The organism is Shinella sp. AETb1-6 (assembly GCF_009826875.1).
In the GTDB taxonomy this organism is placed as follows: Bacteria; Pseudomonadota; Alphaproteobacteria; order Rhizobiales; family Rhizobiaceae; genus Shinella; species Shinella sumterensis.
The window spans coordinates 111984-134025 of the sequence record NZ_WUMM01000012.1 but is presented as its reverse complement, the minus strand read 5'-3'; the positions used below and the strand labels follow the sequence as shown (position 1 = coordinate 134025).

Annotated in this window: 19 protein-coding genes; 12 read left to right on the top strand and 7 right to left on the bottom strand. The window is 64.1% G+C overall.

Annotated elements, in window-relative coordinates; genetic code table 11:
• Window positions 1-149: 149 nt before the first annotated feature.
• The 11 genes from pyrH (at window position 150) to lpxB (ending at window position 11312) form a co-directional block, all read left to right on the top strand.
• Window positions 150-872, top strand: a complete 723-nt coding sequence (gene pyrH / locus GR158_RS20000) for a UMP kinase (protein WP_134649138.1) — start codon at window positions 150-152, stop codon at window positions 870-872.
• Window positions 873-931: 59 nt separating this feature from the next.
• Window positions 932-1492: a ribosome recycling factor gene (gene frr, locus GR158_RS19995; RefSeq protein ID WP_134649139.1), complete on the top strand. Its 561-nt coding sequence runs from the start codon at window positions 932-934 to the stop codon at window positions 1490-1492.
• 40 nt (window positions 1493-1532) lie between these two features.
• Window positions 1533-2279: an isoprenyl transferase gene (locus GR158_RS19990; RefSeq protein WP_134649140.1), complete on the top strand. Its 747-nt coding sequence runs from the start codon at window positions 1533-1535 to the stop codon at window positions 2277-2279.
• The gene (locus GR158_RS19985) at window positions 2279-3112 is read left to right on the top strand and encodes a phosphatidate cytidylyltransferase (RefSeq protein WP_134649141.1); all 834 of its coding nucleotides are present in this window, start codon (window positions 2279-2281) and stop codon (window positions 3110-3112) included. The genes GR158_RS19990 and GR158_RS19985 overlap by 1 nt, the downstream gene beginning before the upstream one ends.
• A gap of 25 nt (window positions 3113-3137) precedes the next feature.
• Window positions 3138-4271, top strand: coding sequence for an RIP metalloprotease RseP (gene rseP / locus GR158_RS19980; RefSeq protein WP_134649142.1), 1134 nt, complete (start codon window positions 3138-3140; stop codon window positions 4269-4271).
• A 233-nt stretch (window positions 4272-4504) separates the two neighbouring features.
• Window positions 4505-6859, top strand: a complete 2355-nt coding sequence (gene bamA / locus GR158_RS19975) for an outer membrane protein assembly factor BamA (protein WP_160872305.1) — start codon at window positions 4505-4507, stop codon at window positions 6857-6859.
• A gap of 48 nt (window positions 6860-6907) precedes the next feature.
• Window positions 6908-7975, top strand: a complete 1068-nt coding sequence (gene lpxD, locus GR158_RS19970) for a UDP-3-O-(3-hydroxymyristoyl)glucosamine N-acyltransferase (RefSeq protein ID WP_134649144.1) — start codon at window positions 6908-6910, stop codon at window positions 7973-7975.
• The gene (gene fabZ / locus GR158_RS19965) at window positions 7968-8438 is read left to right on the top strand and encodes a 3-hydroxyacyl-ACP dehydratase FabZ (protein ID WP_134649145.1); all 471 of its coding nucleotides are present in this window, start codon (window positions 7968-7970) and stop codon (window positions 8436-8438) included. The genes lpxD and fabZ overlap by 8 nt, the downstream gene beginning before the upstream one ends.
• Entirely contained in the window at window positions 8435-9253 is an 819-nt protein-coding gene (lpxA, locus tag GR158_RS19960; RefSeq protein ID WP_160872314.1) for an acyl-ACP--UDP-N-acetylglucosamine O-acyltransferase, read from the top strand. The genes fabZ and lpxA overlap by 4 nt, the downstream gene beginning before the upstream one ends.
• A 5-nt stretch (window positions 9254-9258) precedes the next feature.
• Window positions 9259-10137, top strand: coding sequence for an LpxI family protein (locus GR158_RS19955; protein ID WP_160872304.1), 879 nt, complete (start codon window positions 9259-9261; stop codon window positions 10135-10137).
• A complete protein-coding gene (gene lpxB / locus GR158_RS19950; protein ID WP_160872303.1) occupies window positions 10134-11312 on the top strand; it encodes a lipid-A-disaccharide synthase in 1179 nt (392 codons plus the stop codon). The genes GR158_RS19955 and lpxB overlap by 4 nt, the downstream gene beginning before the upstream one ends.
• A 29-nt stretch (window positions 11313-11341) precedes the next feature.
• Here the strand turns inward: lpxB and gltA are convergent, their stop codons facing one another.
• Window positions 11342-12631: a citrate synthase gene (gene gltA, locus GR158_RS19945; RefSeq protein ID WP_134649149.1), complete on the bottom strand. Its 1290-nt coding sequence runs from the start codon at window positions 12629-12631 to the stop codon at window positions 11342-11344.
• Window positions 12632-12937: 306 nt separating this feature from the next.
• Between gltA and GR158_RS19940 the strand changes: the two genes are divergently transcribed.
• Window positions 12938-15457 (top strand): ComEC/Rec2 family competence protein, encoded by a 2520-nt coding sequence (locus GR158_RS19940; protein ID WP_246665723.1) that lies wholly within the window; start codon window positions 12938-12940, stop codon window positions 15455-15457.
• Between the two features lie 207 nt (window positions 15458-15664).
• Here GR158_RS19940 and lexA read toward each other — a convergent pair whose 3' ends face one another.
• From lexA to GR158_RS19910, 6 genes are all read right to left on the bottom strand, one after another.
• Window positions 15665-16387 (bottom strand): transcriptional repressor LexA, encoded by a 723-nt coding sequence (gene lexA, locus GR158_RS19935; RefSeq protein ID WP_160872302.1) that lies wholly within the window; start codon window positions 16385-16387, stop codon window positions 15665-15667.
• A gap of 93 nt (window positions 16388-16480) precedes the next feature.
• Window positions 16481-17704, bottom strand: a complete 1224-nt coding sequence (glp, locus tag GR158_RS19930; RefSeq protein WP_160872301.1) for a gephyrin-like molybdotransferase Glp — start codon at window positions 17702-17704, stop codon at window positions 16481-16483.
• The gene (moaC, locus tag GR158_RS19925; protein WP_134649246.1) at window positions 17704-18198 is read right to left on the bottom strand and encodes a cyclic pyranopterin monophosphate synthase MoaC; all 495 of its coding nucleotides are present in this window, start codon (window positions 18196-18198) and stop codon (window positions 17704-17706) included. The genes glp and moaC overlap by 1 nt, the downstream gene beginning before the upstream one ends.
• Window positions 18198-19013: an indole-3-glycerol phosphate synthase TrpC gene (gene trpC / locus GR158_RS19920; RefSeq protein WP_160872300.1), complete on the bottom strand. Its 816-nt coding sequence runs from the start codon at window positions 19011-19013 to the stop codon at window positions 18198-18200. Before trpC ends, moaC begins: the two co-directional genes overlap by 1 nt.
• Before the next feature lie 8 nt (window positions 19014-19021).
• Window positions 19022-20044, bottom strand: a complete 1023-nt coding sequence (gene trpD, locus GR158_RS19915) for an anthranilate phosphoribosyltransferase (RefSeq protein ID WP_160872299.1) — start codon at window positions 20042-20044, stop codon at window positions 19022-19024.
• 15 nt (window positions 20045-20059) lie between these two features.
• Complete coding sequence (locus GR158_RS19910; RefSeq protein ID WP_160872298.1) at window positions 20060-21949, bottom strand: peptidylprolyl isomerase; 1890 nt, start codon at window positions 21947-21949, stop codon at window positions 20060-20062.
• Window positions 21950-22042: the final 93 nt, after the last annotated feature.

The following is a 22042-nucleotide window of genomic DNA, read 5'->3' as shown; positions in this document are numbered from 1 at the left end:
GCGGCACACGGGGCCCCCCTTCGTGTATCCGGCTTGCCGAAATGCCTGCCCCGAAATTTCTCTGCGGCCAGGACTGCCTCGTGCGGCGCCGATCCGGTACCTTCCCGGCGGCCGAACGGGTGAGCAGGCACACGAATTCAGGAGCGACGATGACCGCCACGCCAATCTACAAACGTGTTCTGCTGAAAGCCTCGGGTGAGGCGCTGATGGGGTCGCAGGGCTTCGGCATCGATGTCGCCGTCGCCGATCGCATCGCCTCCGACATTGCCGAAGCGCGTGCACTGGGCGTCGAAGTCGGCGTCGTCGTGGGTGGTGGCAATATCTTCCGCGGCGTCGCCGTCGCCTCCAAGGGCGGTGACCGCGTCACCGGCGATCATATGGGCATGCTGGCGACCGTCATCAATGCGCTGGCGCTCGCGACCTCGCTGCGCAAGCTCGACATCGATACCGTCGTCCTCTCGGCCATCGCGATGCCGGAGATCTGCGAGAGCTTCTCGCAGCGCGCCACGCTCTATCACCTCTCGCTCGGCCGCGTCGTGATCTTCGCCGGCGGCACGGGCAATCCGTTCTTCACGACCGATTCGGCCGCAGCACTGCGTGCGGCCGAAATGGGTGCGGAGGCGATCTTCAAGGGGACCCAGGTCGACGGCATCTACTCGGCCGACCCGAAGAAGGACCCGACGGCGACCCGCTTCGATAGCCTGACGCACAGCGAGGTTCTGGAAAAGGGCCTGGCCGTGATGGATGTCGCCGCCGTGGCGCTGGCGCGCGAGAATTCGATCCCGATCATCGTGTTCTCGATCCACGAAAAGGGCGGATTTGCCGAAATATTGACCGGTGGCGGCCGCGGGACCATCGTAACCGACAACTGATTCTGGAATGGTTGCGCGCTCATCGCGTGCGGCCGTTCTGCGACAATGGGAGTATTCCGATGAGTGAAGGTATCGACCTCAAAGAACTGAAGCGCCGCATGGATGGCGCGATCAACGCGTTCAAGAACGACATCGCCTCGTTGCGCACCGGCCGCGCCTCGGCCAACGTGCTCGACCCGGTCCAGGTCGAAGCCTACGGTTCGCGCGTTCCGCTGAACCAGGTCGCCAACATCAGTGTTCCCGAGCCGCGCATGCTGTCCGTTTCCGTCTGGGACAAGGGCATGGTCGGCGCGGTCGAGCGCGGCATCCGCGAATCGAATCTCGGCCTCAATCCGATCATCGACGGTCAGAACCTGCGTATTCCGCTCCCGGAACTCAATGAAGAGCGCCGCAAGTCGCTCGTCAAGGTTGCGCATGATTACGCCGAGAAGGCCAAGGTCGCGATCCGCCACGTGCGCCGCGACGGCATGGACGACCTCAAGAAAGCCGAAAAGGATGGCGATATCGGCCAGGATCTGAGCCGTGCGCAGTCTGAAAAGGTGCAGAAGATGACCGACGAGACGATTTTGGACGTCGATCGCTTGCTTGCGGACAAGGAAAAGGAAATCATGCAGGTTTAAAGCAAAGGCTCGCCTGCTTTTCTTCTTTTTCGGATTGTCCATGAACCAGCTTTCGCCCAGTACCGTTCCGGCTCACGTCGCCATCATCATGGATGGCAACGGCCGCTGGGCGAATGCACGCGGCCTGCCGCGCGCCATGGGACACCGCAAGGGTGTCGAGGCCGTGCGCGAGGCCGTGAAGACGGCCGCCGAGTGCGGCGTTTCCTATCTGACCCTGTTTGCCTTCTCGTCGGAAAACTGGAGCCGCCCGGAAAGCGAGGTTTCGGACCTCATGGGCCTCCTGAAGGCCTTTATCCGGCGTGACCTTGCGGTTCTCCACAAGCAGAACGTGCGCATCCGCATCATCGGCGACAAGACGAACCTGTCCGGCGATATTCTCCCGCTTTTGCTGGAAGCGGAGGAAACCACGCGCGCCAACACGGGCATAACGCTCATCATCGCGTTCAACTACGGGGCGCGCGACGAGATCGCGCGTGCGGCAAGGAAGCTTGCCGCCGAGGTCGCGGCCGGCCGCCTCGAGGCATCCGCCATCACGTCGGAACGGATCGGTGCGGCGCTCGATACCGCAGGAATCCCGGACCCCGATCTCGTCATCCGCACGAGCGGTGAGGAACGGCTGTCCAATTTCCTGCTCTGGCAGGCCGCCTATGCCGAACTGATGTTCATACCTGAGTTCTGGCCGGACTTTTCGCGCGACACCTTCGTCGCCGCGCTCTCGCGCTATGCCATGCGGGAGAGGCGGTTTGGCGGGTTGCAGCCCGCCACCACGCTTGCAGTGGGTTCCTGATGCAGACTGAACTGCGCCTGCGCATCATTTCCGGCATCGTGCTGGCTATCGCCGTTCTTGCCGCGACCTGGTTCGGTGGCTTTGCCTTTCGCGTGCTCGCAGCCGGCATCGGCGTCCTGATCTACTACGAGTGGTCGACGATCACCCGGCTTGCCGATTCGGATTTCCGCGGCAACGCATTCGGCTGGCTGGCCGTCGCGCTGGTGGCTGCGCTCGTGCTTTTCGACTTCGACGAGCTGGCCCTGCCGGCGCTTCTGGCGGCGACGGTCATCGGTATCGCATATGCGCTGGTCGCCAGGTCCAGCCGCTGGCTGCCCGGCGGCATCGTCTATTCGGGCCTGACGGTGATCTCGCTTGCGGCGATCCGCGGCGACACCGCGCATGGTTTTGCCGCCATGCTCTTCATCTTCGCCGTCGTCTGGGCAACCGATATCCTCGCCTATTTCATCGGCCGGGCCATCGGCGGCCCGAAGCTCGCGCCATCGATCTCGCCGGGCAAGACCTGGTCGGGCGCCATCGGCGGCGCGGTTTCGGCCGTCGTCGCCGGCACGCTGGTCCACATGGCGTTCTTCTCGCTGAACGGTTTGTGGGTGCCGGCCATCGCGCTGGTCCTGTCGATCTTCAGCCAGATCGGCGACCTCTTCGAATCCTTCATCAAGCGCCGTTTCGGCGTGAAGGATTCCAGCCGTCTCATTCCGGGGCATGGCGGGGTCATGGACCGCGTCGACGGCCTTGTTTTTGCCTGCTTCGCCGCGTTCCTCATTGCATTGGGCGACGCGATCATGAAGGGCACCGTCAACACGCCCGCCGGCGTGTTCCTTTTCGGCCCGTGACCGCGACAGACTGGGGACTGGATATATGGAAATGCTTGCAGGCTCGCTCGGTTTCGTGACGGGCTATATCGTTCCCTTCCTGATCGTGCTGACGCTCATCGTCTTCGTGCACGAAATGGGCCATTATCTGGCGGGTCGCTGGTCCGGTATCGGCGTGACCGCCTTCTCCGTGGGCTTCGGTCCCGAACTCCTGGGCTTTACCGACAAACACGGGACACGGTGGAAACTTTCCGCCATTCCCTTGGGCGGATATGTCAAGTTTCTCGGCGATGACGATCCGGCCTCGACGCCGGACTACGATGCCGTCGCCGCACTGCCGGAAAGCGAGCGCAAGCGCACCTTCCTCGGTGCTGCCCTGTGGAAAAGGGCCGTGACGGTCGCCGCGGGCCCCATCGCCAATTTCGTCCTCGCCATCGCGATCTTCGCCGTGATGTTTTCCATCTACGGCCGCCAGATCGCGGATCCCATCGTTGCGGAAGTGCGGCCGGACAGCGCCGCGCAGGAGGCGGGCGTGCGTCCCGGCGACCTGCTGGTGGCGCTCGACGGCCATGCCGTCACGACCTTCGACGACGTTCGCCGCTATGTGAGCGTACGCCCCGAGCTGCCGATCACCGTGACGGTGCGCCGCGACGGCGAGGACCTCAATCTTCCGATGGTGCCGAAGCGCACGGAGATTACCGACCAATTCGGCAACAAGGTGGAACTCGGCCTGATCGGTATCGTCACCAATCAGGAGACCGGCAATTTCCGCGTCGTGGAGTACGGACCGCTTGAAGCCGTGGGGCAGGGCGTTATCCAGAGCTGGCATATCGTGACGGGTACGTTCGACTATCTGTCGAACCTCGTGACCGGCCGCATGAAGGCGGACCAGCTCGGCGGCCCGATCCGCGTGGCGCAGGCATCCGGCCAGATGGCGACGCTGGGTGTTGCCGCATTGCTGCAACTCGCCGCGGTTCTCTCTGTTTCCATTGGACTTTTGAATCTGATGCCGGTTCCGGTACTTGATGGCGGCCACCTGATGTTCTATGCGGTAGAGGCTGTTCGGGGCAGGCCTGTCGGGCCCGGGGCGCAGGACGTCGCATTTCGCATCGGCATGGCGCTGGTGCTCATGCTGATGGTTTTCGCGACCTGGAACGACATATCCATGCTTCTTGGCTAAAGGCCGCCGGCATCGCCGAGGCCGTATTATTAAGGGGAGCCGCAGTCCGGGTGAGGGCGCTAACGCTCTGTTTACCGTGATGAAAAGCAATTAGTGGCGTTGAGGCCACTGTTGCAATCGAAGTAAACAGAAATTAACGCGTGGCCTTGCTTGTATGGCAAAAGCGGTTAAAACGGCATCGTGTCCGGAATCGGGCATGCCTGCCGGACGTAAAACGAAGGTAAGTTGTGAAGATGAAAGCTGGTTCGAACTTTTTGAACGCCGTGTCTGCCGTAGCCTTGTCGGCAAGTATGGTCGTTACGGGCGGCTCTGTTGCCACGCTTGTCTCCGCAACCGTTGCAGAGGCGGCCGTCATTCGCAACATTCAGGTGCATGGCGCCGATCGCGTCAGTGCGAACACGGTCAAGGCCAACCTGGCGATCAAGCCCGGTGAGAACTTCACCAGCGCCGACATCGATGAGTCCGTTCGTCGCCTTTACGCGACCGGCTACTTCTCTGACGTCAAGGTTGCCGTTTCCGGCAGCACGCTCGTCGTGACGGTGAATGAAAGCCAGTTGCTCAACGAAGTCGTCATCAACGGCAACCGCAAGATCAAGGATGACAAGCTGCAGGCGGTTCTCCGCTCGCGCTCGCAGGGTCCTTACAGCGAAGCCACGATCGAGGCCGACAAGCAGGCCATTCGTGACGCCTATGCCGCCATCGGCCGCAGCGATGCAACGGTGACCACGCAGACCTACCCGCTGGGCAACGGTCGCGTGAACCTCGCCTTCGTCGTCGATGAAGGCGACCGCACGAAGATCTCGCAGATCAATTTCGTCGGCAATCAGGCCTACAGCAACGGCCGCCTGCGCTCGGTCATCCTGACCAAGAAGTCGAACTTCCTGTCGTTCCTGACCCGTAAGGACGTCTACAGCCCGGAAAAGCTGCGCGCCGATGAAGAGGCGCTGCGCCAGTTCTACTTCAACAACGGTTATGCCGACTTCCGCGTCATCTCCTCGGATGCCGTTCTGGATGAGGCGTCGAACGAATATGTCGTCACCTTCACGGTCGACGAAGGCCAGCGCTACAACTTCGGCGACGTGAATGTCGAATCGACGGTCGAGGGCATCGATCCCGAGGAGCTGAAGGGTCTCGTCGAGACGAAGGCCGGCAAGACCTACCGTGCCAAGGATGTGCAGGACACGATGTCCGCGATTTCCCAGCGCGTCGCGGCAAACGGCTATCCGTTCGCCCGCGTGACGCCGCGCGGCAACCGCGACCTCGGCAATGGCACGATCGCCGTCGACTATCTCGTCGACCAGGGCGAGCGCGCCTATGTCGAGCGCATCGAAATCCGCGGCAACACCCGCACGCGTGACTATGTCATCCGTCGCGAGTTCGATATCGGCGAAGGCGATGCCTTCAACCAGGAAGTCATTACGCGCGCCAAGCGTCGCCTTGAGGCACTCGGTTACTTCTCTTCCGTCGAGGTCACCACCGCGCCGGGCAGTGAAGCCGACCGCGTCGTTCTCGTCGTCGATGTGCAGGATCAGTCGACCGGCTCGTTCGGTATCGGCGCCGGTTACGAGACGGGCAATGACGGCGGCTTCAAGCTTGAAGCGTCGATCGAAGAGAAGAACTTCCTTGGTCGCGGCCAGTATATCCGCATTGCTGCCGGTGGCGGTGAGGATTCGCGTAACTATAGCCTGAACTTCACCGAGCCCTACTTCCTCGGCTATCGTCTGGCTGCCGGCTTCGACATCTTCAAGAACGAAGACCGAAGCGAAGATTACTACCGGGTCGACTCGCAGGGTTTCACGCTGCGTGTCACCGCGCCGATCACCGAAGATCTGTCGACGACGTTCCGGTACAACTACACGAAGCTCGACTATAGGTCGTCGCTTAACTATAATAATGCCAGCGATCGTTCGAAGCTGTCGACGCCCTATTGGGATGCGGTGAACAATGGCCCCTGGGTTCGTTCGTCGATCTCGCACAGCCTGACCTTCGATACGATCGACGATCGCACGCTGCCGCGTGAAGGTATCTTCGCGCAGATCACGCAGGAATTCGCCGGCCTCGGTGGCGACTCCGACTACTACAAGATCTCCGGCAAGGCGCGTTACTTCCACACGCTGCTGGAAGATGCCGACGTCATCGGCTCGCTGTCCGTCAGCGGCGGCCACATGTGGGGTACGGGTGACACGGTTCGCGTGTACGACCAGTTCACGCTTTCGGCCGGCGAACTGCGTGGCTTCGAGTCGGCTGGTATCGGCCCGCGCGCCACATCGACCGGCGATGCGCTCGGTGGCACGACGTTCTTCACGGCTTCGGCTGAAGCGTCGTTCCCGCTGCCGGCCATCCCGCGCGACTCCGGCTTCCGTGGCGCCGTCTTCATCGATGCCGGTACGCTTTACGGCAACAAGGTCGCCTACGCCGCTTCCGACAGGGTTCGGGGTACGGATATGAGCCTGCGCGCGTCCGTCGGTGCGTCGATCATCTGGGCGTCGCCGTTCGGCCCGCTGCGCTTCGACTATGCTGTTCCGATCAAGAAGGAAGAGTTTGACGAGACCCAGCGCTTCAAGTTCGGTATCGCAACCCAGTTCTGATGCAGCGCGTCCAGAACCGCGAGTATTTGGACGTTCTGGAGTCTTGCGATGGAACATAACTGGTTCTTTCCGCCCCACGAAGGCATTCGTCTGGGAGACCTGGCGGTAGCGCTTGGGGCGGAGCTTGCCGATGCGGCGCACGCCGACCGCATCGTGCGCAATGTGTCGCCGGTCAGCCGTGCGAAAGAGGGCGACCTCTGTTACATCCTTTCCCGGAAGATGCGCGCTGAGCTCGAGACGAGCGAGGCGACGGCAATCCTGTGCGACGCCGCGCTGGCGTCGCTCGTCCCGTCGCATATCGCCGTCCTGCTCTCGAAGCGCCCCCACACCGCTTTTGCCATCGCGGGCGCCATGCTGCATCCCGCAGCCATGCGTCCAGGTGTGACGACGTCCGATTCCACCGGCATTTCTCCGGCGGCCTTCGTCGATCCCGCCGCGCGCCTCGAAGCAGGCGTTGTCGTCGAGCCCATGGCCGTCATCGGCAAGGGCGCGGAGATCGGCGAGGGAACCCGCATCGGTCCCGGCGTCATCATCGGTGCGGATGTCCGCATCGGCCGCAATTGCACGATAGCCGCAGGCGCGACGCTGCAATGCGCCCTGGTCGGAAACGAGGTCATCATCCATCCGGGCGCGCGCATCGGCCAGGACGGTTTCGGTTATGCGCCGGGTCTCAAGCCAGGCATGATCAAGATCGTGCAGATCGGCCGCGTGATCATCCAGGACCACGTCGAGATCGGCTCCAATACGACGATCGACCGCGGTACGATGGACGATACCGTGATCGGCGAGGGCACCAAGATCGACAATCAGGTGCAGGTCGGCCATAACGTGCGCATCGGTCGCCATTGCGGCATCGTCAGCGGCGTCGGCATTGCCGGCAGCACGCGCATCGGCGACGGCGTGATGATTGGCGGAGCCTCCGGTATCAACGGCCATATCACCATCGGCGATGGCGTGCAGATCGCCGCCATGAGCGGCGTTGTCGGCGACATCCCGCCGGGTGAACGATACGGCGGCATTCCGGCGCGCCCGATGCGTGATTTCCTGCGTGACGTGGCGGAAATGGCGCTGCGTTCCAGCGCGCGAGACAAGAAGAAGGGTAGCAAGGATGACTGAAGAGACGACGAAGGCCACCCTGGGCGTAGCCGATCTGCGTGAAATCCTGACGCTGCTGCCCCATCGTTATCCGTTTCTGCTGGTGGACAAGATCATCGAGATCGATGGCGACAATTCCGCTATCGGGATCAAGAACGTCACGGTGAACGAACCCCATTTCATGGGGCATTTTCCCGATCATCCCATCATGCCCGGCGTCCTGCTCGTCGAGGGCATGGCCCAGACGGCCGGCGCCATCTGCGCGCGCAAGGCCGCATCCGGCTCGAACCTCGTCTACTTCATGACCATCGACAATGCGCGTTTCCGCAAGCCGGTCGTGCCGGGCGATCGCGTGGAATTCCATGTCACGAAGCAGAAGCAGCGCGGCAATATCTGGAAGTTTCACTGCGATGCAAAAGTTGATGGGCATCTTGTCGCCGAAGCTGATATCGGCGCCATGATCGTGAAAAAGGAAGATGCCTGAAAATGATTGCCGCCAGTGCAAGGGTCCATCCGCTCGCCGTCGTTGAGGACGGGGCGGTCATCGGGGAGAACGTTGTCGTCGGTCCCTTCTGCTATGTCGGGCCCAAGGTCGTTCTTCACGATGATGTGGAGCTGCTGCAGCACGCGGTCGTCACGGGACGCACGGTCATCGGCCGCGGCTGCCGCTTCTTTCCGAATTCGGTCGTCGGCGGTGATCCGCAAAGCCTGCATCATGATGGCGCTGAAACGACGCTCACCGTCGGCGAGAAGTGCACGTTCCGAGAAGGCGTGACCGTCAACACGGGCACCACGGACGGCGGCGGCAAGACGGTTATCGGCAACAACAACCTGTTCCTGGCCAATTCCCACGTCGCGCATGACTGCATCCTGGGCGACCACATCGTCATGTCGAACAATGTCATGCTGGCCGGCCACGTGATCGTTGAGGACCGCGTCATCCTGGGCGGCGGCTCGGCCGTGCATCAGTTCACCCGCATCGGTCGGCAGGCGTTCATCGGCGGTCTTTCCGCCGTGTCCTACGACGTCATTCCCTATGGCATGCTCAATGGCAATCCCGGCCTGCTGAGCGGCCTCAATGTGGTCGGCATGTCGCGCGCCGGCATCGAGAAGGCGACGATCCATGAGGTCCGGCGCGCCTACAAGCAGATTTTCGAGGGCGAGGGCTCGATCCGCGCCAATGCCGCTGCCATTCGCGACGACTATGCGGGCAGCGCGCCGGTCATGCAGATCCTCGACTTCATCGCCGCCGAGAGCGATCGCGCGCTCTCGTCCCCGCATCGGGGCAGCAAGGGCTGACCGCCATGACGGACAGCCGGCCCGATATCCGTGACCGGCTCGCCATCATCGCAGGTGGCGGTCTTCTTCCCCGTTACGTCGCCGAGGCGGCGCGCGCGCGTGGAGAGGTGCCGTACATTCTCGCCTTGCGCAACGAGTCCGGCGATGACTGGTCGGATTTCGATCACGAGATCATTTCCATCGGAAACTATGCCGGCATCGGCTGGGCCTTTCGCCGGCACGGCATCGGACGGGCGGTGCTGTCGGGCTGGGTGCGCCGCAGGCCGGAATGGCGCGATATCCATGCCCCATTGCGTATGCTGCTGGCTGTTCCCTCGGTGGTGCGCACCCTGATGAAAGGCGGCGATGACGCGGTTCTGAGGATGGTCATCCGCCTGATCGAGGCAGAAGGCGTACGTGTCGTCGGCGCGCACGAGATCGTGCCCGATCTCCTCGGCTGCGAGGGGCCGCTCGGCCAGGTCGTGCCGGATCGTGATGCCGAGGCGGATATTGCCGCGGCCACCGCCGCAGCGCAGGCGCTCGGCCGTCTGGATGTGGGGCAGGGCGCCGTCGCCGTCGGCGGTCGGGTGGTGGCGCTCGAAGGTGCCGAGGGCACGGATGGCATGCTGGAGCGCGTTGCAGCATTGCGTGCAGCCGGACGCATCTCGCAACGCCGCAAGGGCGTTCTGGTCAAGCTCTGCAAGCCGGGACAGGATATGCGGGCCGATCTTCCCGCCATCGGCGTGGAAACACTGTCGCGCGCCCGCGCCGCGGGCCTTGCCGGTATTGCTGTGGAGGCGGGTCGCTCCCTGGTGCTGGAGCGGGACGCGATCATTGCCGAGGCGGATACACATGGCCTCTTCGTAACGGGGATCGTGCCGGACAGAAGGGAAAAGACGCCATGACGAAGGAGCCCCTCAAGATCGCCGTCGTCGCCGGCGAGGTCTCGGGCGACATGCTCGGCGGCGATCTCGTCGCCGCCCTGCGCTCCGCCTATCCCGGCGATATCGAAATCATGGGCGTCGGCGGCCCGGCGCTGGAGGGGCAGGGGCTGAAATCCCTGTTCGACTTCTCCGAACTCTCCATCATGGGCATTTCACAGGTGCTGAAGCGCCTGCCGCTGCTGCTGCGCCGTATTCGCCAGACGGCGGATGCCATCGTCGCGGCACAGCCGGATGTGCTCGTGATCATCGACAGCCCGGATTTCACCCACCGCGTTGCAAAGCGTGTGCGCAAGGCGAGGCCCGCTCTGCCCGTCGTCAACTATGTCTGCCCCAGCGTTTGGGCCTGGAAGGAACAGCGCGCGCCGCGCATGCGCGGCTATGTCGACCGGGTCCTGGCGCTGCTGCCCTTCGAACCCGACGTCATGCAGCGGTTGGGCGGCCCCGTGACGACCTATGTGGGCCACCGCTTGGTAAGCGATGCCGATATCGGCCGGATACGCGCCGCACGGCTTGTGCGGCCCGACACACCGCCAGGCGAACGCCAGTGCCTTCTTTTGCCCGGTTCGCGCAGCACCGAAATCACCCGCCTCCTTCCGATTTTCGGTGAAACGGCGAGGATACTGGCTGAGCGCAATCCCGGTATCGGTTTTCTCCTGCCCACGGTTCCGCGTCAGGAGGCGCTGGTGCGCCGCCTGACGACCGATTGGCCGGTCAGGCCTGTCATCACCGTGACGCCGGAAGAGAAATGGCAGGCCTTCATCGAGGCGGACGCCGCCATCGCCGCCTCCGGGACCGTCATCCTGGAGCTCGCGCTGGCGCGTGTGCCGGTGCTTTCCACCTATCGGTTCGACTGGCTGGCCAACTTCTTCGTGGGCCGCCTTAAGATCTGGACTGCGGCCATTCCCAACATGATCGCCGACTACGGCGTCGTGCCCGAGTTTCTCAACGAGCAGGTGCGTCCCGGCACGCTCGCCCGCGGCTTCGAGCGGCTCGCTTCCGACACGACGGAGCGCCGGGCGATGCTGGAGGGCTACGACCTCGTTCTGGAGCGCATGCAAACCGCCCGGCCGCCCGGAGAAACCGGTGCTGCCGTCATTCTGAACCTTCTTGCAGAAAAAAAGCCCGGTCAGTTCTGACCGGGCTTTTTCATGTCGTCCTTGCTGGATCAGCGCTTGGAAACCGGCGTGTAATCGCGCTTCGGCTCACCGATATAGAGCTGGCGCGGGCGGCCGATGCGCTGTTCGGGATCCTCGATCATCTCGTTCCACTGCGCAATCCAGCCCACGGTGCGGGCAAGCGCGAAGAGAACGGTGAACATCGTGGTGGGGAAGCCCAGCGCCTTCAGCGTGATGCCCGAATAGAAGTCGATGTTCGGATAGAGCTTCTTTTCGATGAAGTACTCGTCCGTCAGAGCGATACGCTCCAGCTCCATGGCGACTTCCAGCATCGGATCGTCCTTGATGCCGAGTTCGCCGAGAACCTCGTGCGTCGTCTTCTGCATGATGCGCGCGCGCGGATCGTAGTTCTTGTAGACGCGGTGGCCAAAGCCCATCAGGCGGAACGGATCGTTCTTGTCCTTGGCGCGCGCGACATATTCCGGAATGCGATCGACCGAGCCGATCTCGGCCAGCATGTTGAGCGCTGCTTCGTTCGCGCCGCCATGGGCCGGGCCCCACAGGCAGGCAATGCCGGCCGCGATGCAGGCGAACGGGTTGGCGCCCGAGGAGCCGGCAAGGCGAACCGTCGAGGTCGATGCGTTCTGCTCGTGGTCGGCATGCAGGATGAAGATGCGATCCATGGCGCGCGAAAGCACCGGATTGACCACATATTCCTCACAGGGAACCGCAAAACACATGCGCAGGAAATTCGACGCATAGTCGAGGTCGTTCTTCGGGTAAACGAAGGGCTGGCCGATGTGGTACTTGTAGGCCATCGCCGCGATCGTCGGCATCTTGGCGATCATGCGCAGCGAGGCGACCATGCGCTGGTGCGGATCGGTGATGTCAGTCGAGTCGTGGTAGAAGGCCGACAGTGCGCCGACGCAGCCGCACATCACGGCCATCGGGTGGGCATCGCGGCGGAAGCCGGTGAAGAAGCGGCTCATCTGCTCGTGCACCATCGTGTGGTGCGTGACGCGATGGTCGAAGTCGTCCTTCTGGGCCTTGGTCGGCAGATCGCCGTACAGCAGGAGATAGCAGACTTCCAGGAAGTCGCCATGTTCCGCCAGCTGTTCGATCGGGTAGCCGCGGTGCAGCAGCACGCCCTCATCGCCGTCGATATAGGTGATCTTCGATTCGCACGAGGCCGTGGAGGTGAAGCCGGGATCGTAGGTGAAGGTACCCGTGTTCTTGTAGAGCGTGCCGATGTCGATCACATCGGGGCCGATCGTCCCGGATCGCGTCGGCAGCTCGATTGTCTTGCCACCGACCGATACGTCCGCGCCTTTTCCTGTCATAACGATCCTCCGTTGTTTCGAATGGCGGCATCCGGTTGTACCGGCGCCACGAACATGCCCGTTTTGCTAGCCCATTTGCGATGTCCTGCCAAGCGATACGAAAGGCAAATTGTGCATTGCGGTAACGGGCTTTCCGGCAACGCAATATCTACCCTTTGAGCGAAGTTGCAAGCAACTATTGAGGGTGGTCGGAAAATTGCGGAGGGCGCATCCTTTCTGCCTGCCTTACCATCGGCTTCATCTACTTTCGATTGAATGTTGCGCCGATCGATTACATGATGCAGCGGGACAGCGAGGCCGGGGCGCATGGCCGGAACGGAGATCGCAGAGCGGGAGCGGGCCGCGAAGGCCTATAAGTGGGATGTCCGGCCAGGCGATGGCGCGGTGCCCGCTGCGTTCGACGATGCTGCTGCGCCGGCCGGGAAAGCCGCATCGTGGTACAGCGAGGCTTTGGCCTGGCTCCGGACGCGCCGCGCCGCCGGTGAAAGCCTGTCGGAGGCGCTGGCCGAGGAGCGCAGCCACGGGCATTTCTTCCTGTTCGTGCCGGTCTTCCTGGGAATAGGTGCGGCTCTCTGGTTTGCCGCTAAGGCCGACCCACCAGTCTATGCCATGGTCCTGGGGGCCATCGCCGCCGCGGTACCCGCCTGGCGGCTTCGCCATCGCGAGGATCTGGGTGCGATCCTGGCGGGCGGCGCGTTCCTCGTTCCGATCGGCATGCTTCTCGCGGCGCTCGAAAGCGCACGGCTTGACACCGTCATTCTCGACACGCCCGTGACGACCATGATCGAGGGGCGGGTGCTGGCGCGCGAAAGCGGTGCGGGCAACGCGATCCGGTATCGCATCGCACTGGAAAAGACGCGCGAGCCGGTCCTGAAACGCGCGCCGCAGGTCGTCACGCTGCTGGCGCGAAGCCGTCACGATCCCATTGCCATCGGCCACGGCATATCCGGCCGGGCGCGTCTTGGGCCACCCTCGGGCCCCGCCCTGGCCGGCCTCAACGACTTCGCCTTTGACGCATACTTCGCCGGCACGGGCGCCGTCGGTTATTTCTACGGTGCGCCGGTCGCAATCGAGGCCGCTCCGGCCAGCTGGAGCGATCGCATATCGCAGCGGATCGCGATATGGCGAAACAACCTCACCGAGCATATCCGCGGACGCATCGGGGGCGACGCGGGTGCGATCGCCGCGGCACTGGTGACGGCGGAACAGCGGGCGATCAGCGAGGAGACGGTGGAGGCGCTCCGCCAGGCCGGGCTCGCTCACGTCCTGGCCATTTCCGGTCTCAACATGGTGCTCGCGGCCGGCACGTTCCTTGTCGGCGCGCGCATGCTGATGGCGCTCATACCGGGCTTTGCCGAACGCTTTCCCACCCGCAAGATTGCGGCGGGCGGTGCGCTCGTTATGGTGACGCTTTACATTCTCGTGTCGGGCGGCGCGATCTCGGCCGTCCGGTCCTGGATCATGATCTGCGTGATGTTGATCGCCGTGCTCTTCGGCCGCTCCGCCATCAGTATGCGCAACGTGGCGCTGTCGGCCATCATCATCCTCGCCGTCACGCCCTCCGCTATCACCAACCCCGGCTTTCAGATGTCCTACGCCGCAACGCTCGGCCTCGTCGCCGGTTATGCGGCGTGGCGCGAGCGGCCTGTGCGCAAGGAGGGCAAAGGCGGCGCGCTGCGCCTGACCGGCGGCGCGGCCGGGCGCTTCTTCGGCGGACTTCTGCTGTCATCGGCGATCGGAAGCCTATCGACGCTGATCTACTCCATCGGCCACTTTCACCGTGTGCCGGCCTACGGCCTTGCCGGCAACCTGCTTGCCATGCCGGCGATCAGCGCGATCGTCATGCCCTTCGGCCTCATCGCCGTCCTGCTCATGCCCTTCGGGCTGGATGCCGTTCCTTTTGCCATCATGGGCAAGGGCATCGAATGGATGATCGCGCTGGCGGTCTGGGTTTCGAGCTGGAAGGGCGGGGATATCGTCACGGGCCGTATCCCCATGTCCGCCTTCCTGCTGATCGGTGTCGGCGGCGGGCTTCTCTGTATCCTGCGCACGCGGCTGCGGCATGCCGGGACGGTTTTCATCGTCGCCGGTGCGCTGGTGGTCCTTTGGCCGTCTGCGCGCGGGAAGCCGGAATTGCTCATCTCCGAAGACGGTCGTCTGGTTGCGATCCTGCGCGGCGATGCGGTCGCCACGAACCGCGCCAAGCCGCCAGGTTTCATCTACGACCAGTGGCGCCGTGCCTTGCGGCTCGGCGACCTGACCAAGCCGGACATGCGAAAGACCGCCGGCCTGCTGCTGGCGGAACCGGCGACGAAGAAGGCTGCTGCCGAGACTGAGAGGAAACGACCGCGCCGCAAGGCGGACAGGAAGAAGGCGAAGGACGCGATGACGGAGGCTATCGCGGCGGCACGACAGGCGCAAACGTTCGTCTGCGAGGCGAAGGCCTTCTGTGCTGCCGTTTCCCCCAGCGGCTGGACGATCGTCACGCTTCAGGACACGGCCTTTCTGGGCACGGCCTGCGACACGGCCGATCTCGTCGTCGTACCCTTCGCCCTGCGGCTGGACAACTGCCGCTCGGGTGCGAGGCTTGTGACCGCGCGTCATCTGCGCCGAACGGGGGCTTTGGAAATCACGCCGCCGCTCGACGATCCCGCCGCAAGCCTCGGCGGCGCGACCAACATGCCGGCCGTGGAAACCGTGGTGCGCGCCTGGTCCCGGCACCGCACCTATGACTGGCGCAGCGATACATTCGAAACGGCAGCCGCAGCGCCGCCGGCAGAGATTGAAACCAACGAGGCCGATCGCTCGCCGCCGCAACTCCCGTGAAGCCAATCAAGCGGCAAGCTTCCCGGTTGGCAGCGATCGTAGAGGTTGGCAGCGATCTTAGAAAAGGCCGAATGACAGGAGGCAATCACAACCGCATAGCACCGGGCAAAGCGAGAGGAGCCTTAACCTGCCACGATCCATCATACCCGAACTGTGCGTTCCACACCCAATACGACGCTCACGACCCGCTATGCTGTCCAACGCCGCTCAGTGATACCGTCGTATAAGCCCGACGAGCTTCCCCTGAATCTTGACCCGGTCGGGGCCGAAGATCCGGGTCTCATAAGCCGGGTTCGCGGCTTCAAGTGCGATAGACGCGCCCTTGCGGCGGAAGCGCTTCAGCGTCGCCTCTTCGTCATCGACGAGAGCAACGATGATTTCACCGGGATTGGCGGTACTGGCATTGCGGATGATGACCGTGTCGCCATCGAGAATGCCGGCCTCGATCATCGAATCGCCCTTGACCTCCAGCGCATAGTGATCGCCGTTGCCGATCATTTCGGCCGGGACGGTGATCTCGTGCGTGTTGTTCTGGATGGCCGAGATCGGAACACCGGCGGCGATACGGCCCATGACCGGAACGGACACGGACGACGACATGGTCGGCTGCGGTGCGACGGGCTTGGATGGCGTTACGGCGGGGGGCTGCTTGCCGAGGCTGCCTTCGATGACCGACGGCGAAAATCCGCGACGCGGCTGGAGGCTGGGCGAATAGGCCTCCGGAAGCTTGATCACCTCGAGCGCGCGCGCCCGATTCGGCAGGCGGCGGATGAAGCCCCGTTCCTCGAGCGCCGTGATGAGGCGGTGGATGCCCGACTTCGAGGCAAGATCCAAGGCATCCTTCATCTCGTCAAAAGACGGAGGAATGCCGGATTCCTTCATACGCTCGTGAATGAACAGGAGCAGTTCCTGTTGTTTGCGCGTCAGCATGGCCTCTCCAGCGAGAATCGTGAAACAAATCCAGAACAGACACTATCCGTTCCACATGTGTTCCGCAAGGGCCTGCGGGCACAATAATGCCACTCAGGCCGCGGGTTCCCTGAGAACGAGGACGTCGCAGAGCGCGCCGGGTTCCTCTGCCGGCGCATGCGGCGGGCGGATCAGCAACCCCTCGGATTCGGCGAAGATCTTCATCATCGATGAATCCTGCTTCTCGAAGGGCGTGACCAAGAGACCGCCGTCCGGGCCGCGCTGAAGTCGCGCACGAATGTAATCCTGCCGGCGGTCGTTCTGCTTGAGCGGCACGGCGGCGGCGGCCTGGCGCATCCGGTTCATCGCGGGCAGGCGCGCGAGTTTGCGGACCAGCGGCTCCAGATAGAGATAGGAACAGACAAGGCTGGAAACGGGATTGCCGGGCAGGCCGATCACCTGGATATCGCCGAGGCGGCCGACCATCAGCGGCTTGCCCGGGCGCATGGCGATGCGCCAGAAATCGAGTGCCATGCCGGCCTCGCCGAGCACGGGCTGAACGAGATCGAAATCGCCGACGGATGCGCCACCGAGCGTCACCAACACGTCGATGTCCGTTTCCAGTCCCCGGCGCACGGCATCCAATATGGCCTGCTTGTCGTCTCTCACGATGCCCAGGTCTATCACCTCTGCGCCGGCTTCGCGCGCGATGGCCGCGACGCCGAAGCTGTTGGAGGCGATGATCTGGCTTGCACCGGGCGTTTCTCCCGGCGGCACGAGTTCGTCGCCCGTCGCAAGGATCGCGACCCGCGGGCGCGCATAGACGGACAGGTTTGGGTGGTTCATGGCTGCCGCAACGGTCAGCCGGCCGGCATCCAGCACCTGGCCGGCCTTCAGCACAACCTCGCCCGCTGTGAAATCCTGCCCCCGCGGGCGGATATGGCGGCCCTTGGGCGTGAGGAACGTCGTGCGGATGCGGCCGTCTTCCAGAAGCTCGGTGTCTTCCTGAAGGATGACCGTATCGGCGAAGGCCGGGAGCGGCGCGCCGGTGAAGATGCGCACCGCTTCCCCCGGGCCGGCCGTGCCGTCGAAAGCGTGACCGGCGGAGGACAGGCCGGCGACCCTGAGAACCGATCCGATCTCCGCGATGTCGGCATGGCGGACGGCATAACCGTCCATTGCCGAATTGTCGAAAGGCGGCTGGGTGAGGCGGGCGGCGACATCGTCGGCCAGCACGCGTCCTGCGGCGTCGTGGAGCCGGAGGCTCTCCGTCCGCTGCACCGGCCTGGCCGCGGACAGCAGGCGGTCGAGGGCGTCGGCAACGGGAAGAAGGGACATCAGCCGTCCCTGCGCTTGTAGTCGCCGGAACGGCCGCCGGATTTTTCGACGAGGCGAATGCCGCCGATTTCCATCTCGCGGTCGACCGCCTTTGCCATGTCATAGATGGTCAGGCACGCGACGCTGACGGCGGTCAGCGCCTCCATCTCCACGCCGGTACGGCCGGTGAGCTTGGCCATGGCCTCGATGCGCAGGCCGGGCAAGGCGTGGTCCTCGCGGATTTCCACGGAAACCTTGCTGAGCATCAGCGGGTGGCAGAGCGGAATGAGGCTGGACGTCTGCTTGGCGGCCATGATGCCGGCGAGGCGCGCCGTGCCGATGACGTCGCCCTTCTTCGCATCGCCCTTGAGAATGAGGTCGAGCGTAGCGGGCAGCATACGCACGAAACCTTCCGCCACGGCTATCCGCACGGTTTCCGCCTTGTCGCCGACATCGACCATATGGGCTTCGCCGGCGGCGTCGATATGGGTGAGGGTGCGGGCGTCGTCGCCCATCATTCCGCCGCCAGCATGTCGGCGGAGCCGGTCAGCAGTTCGTGCGTTGCCGCCGTGACGTCATCCTTGCGCATCAGGCTTTCGCCGACGAGGAAGGTGGAGATGCCGACCTTGGCGAGGCGCTGGCAATCGGCATGGGTGAACACGCCGCTCTCGCCCACGAGCAGCCGGTCCTCGGGCACCATGCCGGCCAGTTTTTCAGAAACGGCGAGATCGACCGCGAAGGTGCGCAGGTTGCGGTTGTTGATGCCGACGAGCTTGGATTTCAGCTTGAGAGCGCGCTCCATTTCCGCTTCGTCATGCACCTCGATCAGGACATCCATGCCGAGCGAAAAGGCGGAGTCTTCCAGCATCTTCGCCGTGTCGTCGTCGAGAGAGGCCATGATGAGCAGGATGCAGTCGGCACCCCAGGCGCGCGCTTCCAGCATCTGGTAGCTGTCGAACATGAAGTCCTTGCGCAGTGCCGGCAGTGCGCAGGCGTCGCGCGCGGCCGTCAGGAATTCCGGCGCGCCTTGAAAACTGGGCGTGTCGGTGAGCACGGAAAGGCAGGCCGCACCGCCGGCCTCATAGGCCCTGGCAAGCGCCGGCGGATCGAAATCCGGGCGGATGAGGCCCTTGGAAGGGCTGGCCTTCTTGATTTCCGCAATCAGGCCGAACCGGCCTTGCGCCTTCTTGTCCTTCAGGCTGGCAAAGAAACCGCGCGGCGGTTCCTGGTCGCGGATGCGGGCGCGAAGCTCGGCCGGTGCCACGCGCGTCTTGGCGGCGGCGATTTCGTCCAGCTTGTAGGCTTCGATCTTCTTCAGGATATCGGTCATGAGCAATCCTAACCCGCCGCGGCTTCGTTGGAAACCGTGACGAGTCGTTCCAGGGCAGCACGTGCGCGGCCGCTTTCGAGCGATTCGGTGGCGAGTTTCATGCCGTCCGCCAGCGTTTCGGCCTTGCCGGCGACGACGAGCGAGGCGGCGGCATTGGCGAGCGAGATGTCACGATAGGGCATGTGCGCGCCGCCGAGCACGGAGAGCAGGGCCGCGGCATTGTGCGCGCCGTCACCGCCGCGCAGATCGTCGAGCGTCACCTGCGGCAGCCCGAAATCGGCGGGCGTCAGTTCGAAGGTACGGATCTTGCCGCCTTCCAGGGCCGCGACCTGGGTGGTGCCGGTCGTCGTGATCTCGTCCAGCCCTTCGCCGTGCACAACCCACAGGCTTTCCGAACCGAGATCGCGCATGACTTCGGCCAGCGGCAGCAGCCACTGGGGAGAGAAGACACCGAGCAACTGGCGCTTCACGCCGCCGGGATTGGAAAGCGGGCCGAGCAGGTTGAAGATCGTGCGCGTTCCCAGTTCGACGCGGGACGGGCCGACATGCTTCATCGCCGGATGATGCAGCTGGGCGAACATGAAGCCGAGGCCGGCATCGTGCACGCACCGCGCAATATCGGCCGGACCGATATCGAGCTTTACGCCGAGGCAGGAGAGGGCGTCCGCCGTGCCCGATTTGGAGCTGAGCGCGCGGTTGCCGTGCTTGGCGACAGGCACGCCCGCGCCTGCCACGATGATCGCCGCGAGCGTCGAGATGTTGTAGGTGCCGGCGCCATCGCCGCCCGTGCCGACGATGTCGATCGCATCGGCCGGCACGTCCACCGGCAGCATGCGCGCCCGCATCGAACCGACTGCGCCATAGATCTCGTCCACGGTCTCGCCACGCACGCGCAGCGCCATGAGGAAACCGCCGATCTGCGATGGCGTGGCCGCGCCCGACATGATGATCTCGAACGCGCCGCGCGCTTCCTCCCGGTCAAGGGAGGCGCCGGCGGCGACCTTGGCGATATAGGGTTTCAGGTCGGACATGCGGCTGCGTCTCCCTCAGCGCGTGATGCTCTGTTCGGCGAGCGTCCGGTTGATGGAGACGCCATAGGAGGTCTGCAGCGCGCTGACCATCTGGTCGAGGATATCGTCGCCGCTGACCCGGGCAACGGCCGCGATCTGCTGCGCGTCATCGGACAGCGCGTCGGTGGTCGCGTCGGTATTGACCTCGGTCACCTTCAGAAGGATCTGGCCTTCACCGTCGACGCCGGGCGTGTTGGCGACGTGGCCGACAGGGCCGCCGAAAGCAGCGGCAACGGCCGGCGGGCTCAGGACGGCATCCTGCGCGCCGCGATGCAGGCCCGCCTTCGTCTCGACGACCATGCCGAGTTCGGCCGCGATCGCGGCGAGATCGCCGCCCTTGCGCACGCGCTCGGCCAGCTCTTCGGCCTTCTTGCCGAGCGCCTGGCGCTGCTGTTCTGCCGTCCAGTCGGCGACGACGCGGTCGCGGACTTCATCCAGCGTGCGGTCGCGCTCCGGCACGATATCGAGCACTTCGAACCAGGCGTAGCCCTCGCGGCCGATATTGACCGGCGACGTCTCCATGCCGACATCGGTCTTGAAGACCTCGCCGATCAGCGCGGCCTTTTCCGGAATGCCGGTGATCTCTTCGCCCTTGTCGTCATTGCCCTGCGCATCGGCGGCCTCGACCGTCACGGCCTTGAGGTTGTTCTTGGCAGCGGCTTCCGCCAGCGTCATGCCATCGGCGCGGCTGTCCTCGATGCGGTCGTGCACGGCGAGGATGCCCTGGGCCGCCTCGTTGAGTGCAAGCTCGTTGCGCAGGTCTTCCTTGACCTCGTCGAAGCTCTTGACGGTTTCCGGGCGGATGTTCGTGACTCGCAGGATGATCGGGCCGAACGTGCCGTCGATGACAGGCGTCGTGCCGCCATCGGCGGCCACCGCGAAGGCGGGCGCGGCAAGCTTCTGGTCAGGCACGCTGGCTTCCGTGAAGTCGCCGAGCAGCACGTCTGCGGCTGTCTTGCCTTCTTCGGCGATGAGGGCGTCGAAGGTCGTGCCGGCTGCCAGCTTGGCGGCGGCAGCGTCGGCCGCTGCACGGTCGGCGAAGCTCAGCTGTTCGATGGTGCGCGTCGCAGGGGTGCGATACTTGGCGACGTTCTTGTCGTAATCGGCCTTCACCGCTTCATCCGTAATGGCCGCCGTGTCCACGATGTCCTTCGGCTCGAGCGACACGTAGACGAATTTGCGGTATTCAGGCGCGCGGTACTTTGCCTTGTTCTCTTCGAACCACGGCGCCAGCACATCGTCGCCCGGCGCCTTGACCGGATCGATATTGGCATTGGTCAGGATGAGGTAATCGATCGAGCGGGCCTCGCCGCGGTACTGGCGCAGCGCTTCGAGAAGCGTTTCAGGCGCCTTGTAGCCATCCGAGACCGCCTCGACGACCTGCGTACGGATCGCGACCTGGCTGCGGTTGTTGATATAGTCGTTTTCGCGCAGGCCCGCGTTGCGCAGGATGGCGGAGAAGGCCGTGCGGTCGAACTGGCCATTGACGCCGCGGAAGGCCGGGTCGTCGGCGATCAGCTGCGCAAGGCGGCCTTCGGACAGGCCGAGATTCATGTCGCGCGACAGCTGGTCGAGGGCCGCACCGGCGACGAGCTCGGCAAAGACCTGGTTCTCGACACCAAAGGCGCGGGCCTGCTCGGCGTTCAGCCGCATGCCGAAGCGCTGCGACATCGTGGCAACCTGCCGCTCATAGGCAAGGCGGAAATCGGTCGGCGAAACCTTGACGTCGCCGACGGTGACGACGGCATTGGACGCGCCTGTCACGATCGAGCTCGAAACGCCCCATATCGCGAAGGAACCGACCAGAACGATCAGCAGGGCTTTTGCCACCCAGGTCTGGGCGGCGCGTCTCAGGGCTTCGAGCATCGTCTATATTTCCTCATCTCGGCGGCCATGCGGCCGGAGAACGTCTCATAACGGAAAGTTCTCGGGAAATGAAGTCCGCGGACTTCTGCAATT

Bases quoted from the DNA above. Each gene is read 5' to 3' on its own strand.
- pyrH (WP_134649138.1), top strand. From the start codon at position 150: ATGACCGCCACGCCAATCTACAAACGTGTTCTGCTGAAAGCCTCGGGT.
- frr (WP_134649139.1), top strand. From the start codon at position 932: ATGAGTGAAGGTATCGACCTCAAAGAACTGAAGCGCCGCATGGATGGC.
- GR158_RS19990 (WP_134649140.1), top strand. From the start codon at position 1,533: ATGAACCAGCTTTCGCCCAGTACCGTTCCGGCTCACGTCGCCATCATC.
- GR158_RS19985 (WP_134649141.1), top strand. From the start codon at position 2,279: ATGCAGACTGAACTGCGCCTGCGCATCATTTCCGGCATCGTGCTGGCT.
- rseP (WP_134649142.1), top strand. From the start codon at position 3,138: ATGGAAATGCTTGCAGGCTCGCTCGGTTTCGTGACGGGCTATATCGTT.
- bamA (WP_160872305.1), top strand. From the start codon at position 4,505: ATGAAAGCTGGTTCGAACTTTTTGAACGCCGTGTCTGCCGTAGCCTTG.
- lpxD (WP_134649144.1), top strand. From the start codon at position 6,908: ATGGAACATAACTGGTTCTTTCCGCCCCACGAAGGCATTCGTCTGGGA.
- fabZ (WP_134649145.1), top strand. From the start codon at position 7,968: ATGACTGAAGAGACGACGAAGGCCACCCTGGGCGTAGCCGATCTGCGT.
- GR158_RS19955 (WP_160872304.1), top strand. From the start codon at position 9,259: ATGACGGACAGCCGGCCCGATATCCGTGACCGGCTCGCCATCATCGCA.
- lpxB (WP_160872303.1), top strand. From the start codon at position 10,134: ATGACGAAGGAGCCCCTCAAGATCGCCGTCGTCGCCGGCGAGGTCTCG.
- gltA (WP_134649149.1), bottom strand. From the start codon at position 12,631: ATGACAGGAAAAGGCGCGGACGTATCGGTCGGTGGCAAGACAATCGAG.
- GR158_RS19940 (WP_246665723.1), top strand. From the start codon at position 12,938: ATGGCCGGAACGGAGATCGCAGAGCGGGAGCGGGCCGCGAAGGCCTAT.
- lexA (WP_160872302.1), bottom strand. From the start codon at position 16,387: ATGCTGACGCGCAAACAACAGGAACTGCTCCTGTTCATTCACGAGCGT.
- glp (WP_160872301.1), bottom strand. From the start codon at position 17,704: ATGTCCCTTCTTCCCGTTGCCGACGCCCTCGACCGCCTGCTGTCCGCG.
- moaC (WP_134649246.1), bottom strand. From the start codon at position 18,198: ATGGGCGACGACGCCCGCACCCTCACCCATATCGACGCCGCCGGCGAA.
- trpC (WP_160872300.1), bottom strand. From the start codon at position 19,013: ATGACCGATATCCTGAAGAAGATCGAAGCCTACAAGCTGGACGAAATC.
- trpD (WP_160872299.1), bottom strand. From the start codon at position 20,044: ATGTCCGACCTGAAACCCTATATCGCCAAGGTCGCCGCCGGCGCCTCC.
- GR158_RS19910 (WP_160872298.1), bottom strand. From the start codon at position 21,949: ATGCTCGAAGCCCTGAGACGCGCCGCCCAGACCTGGGTGGCAAAAGCC.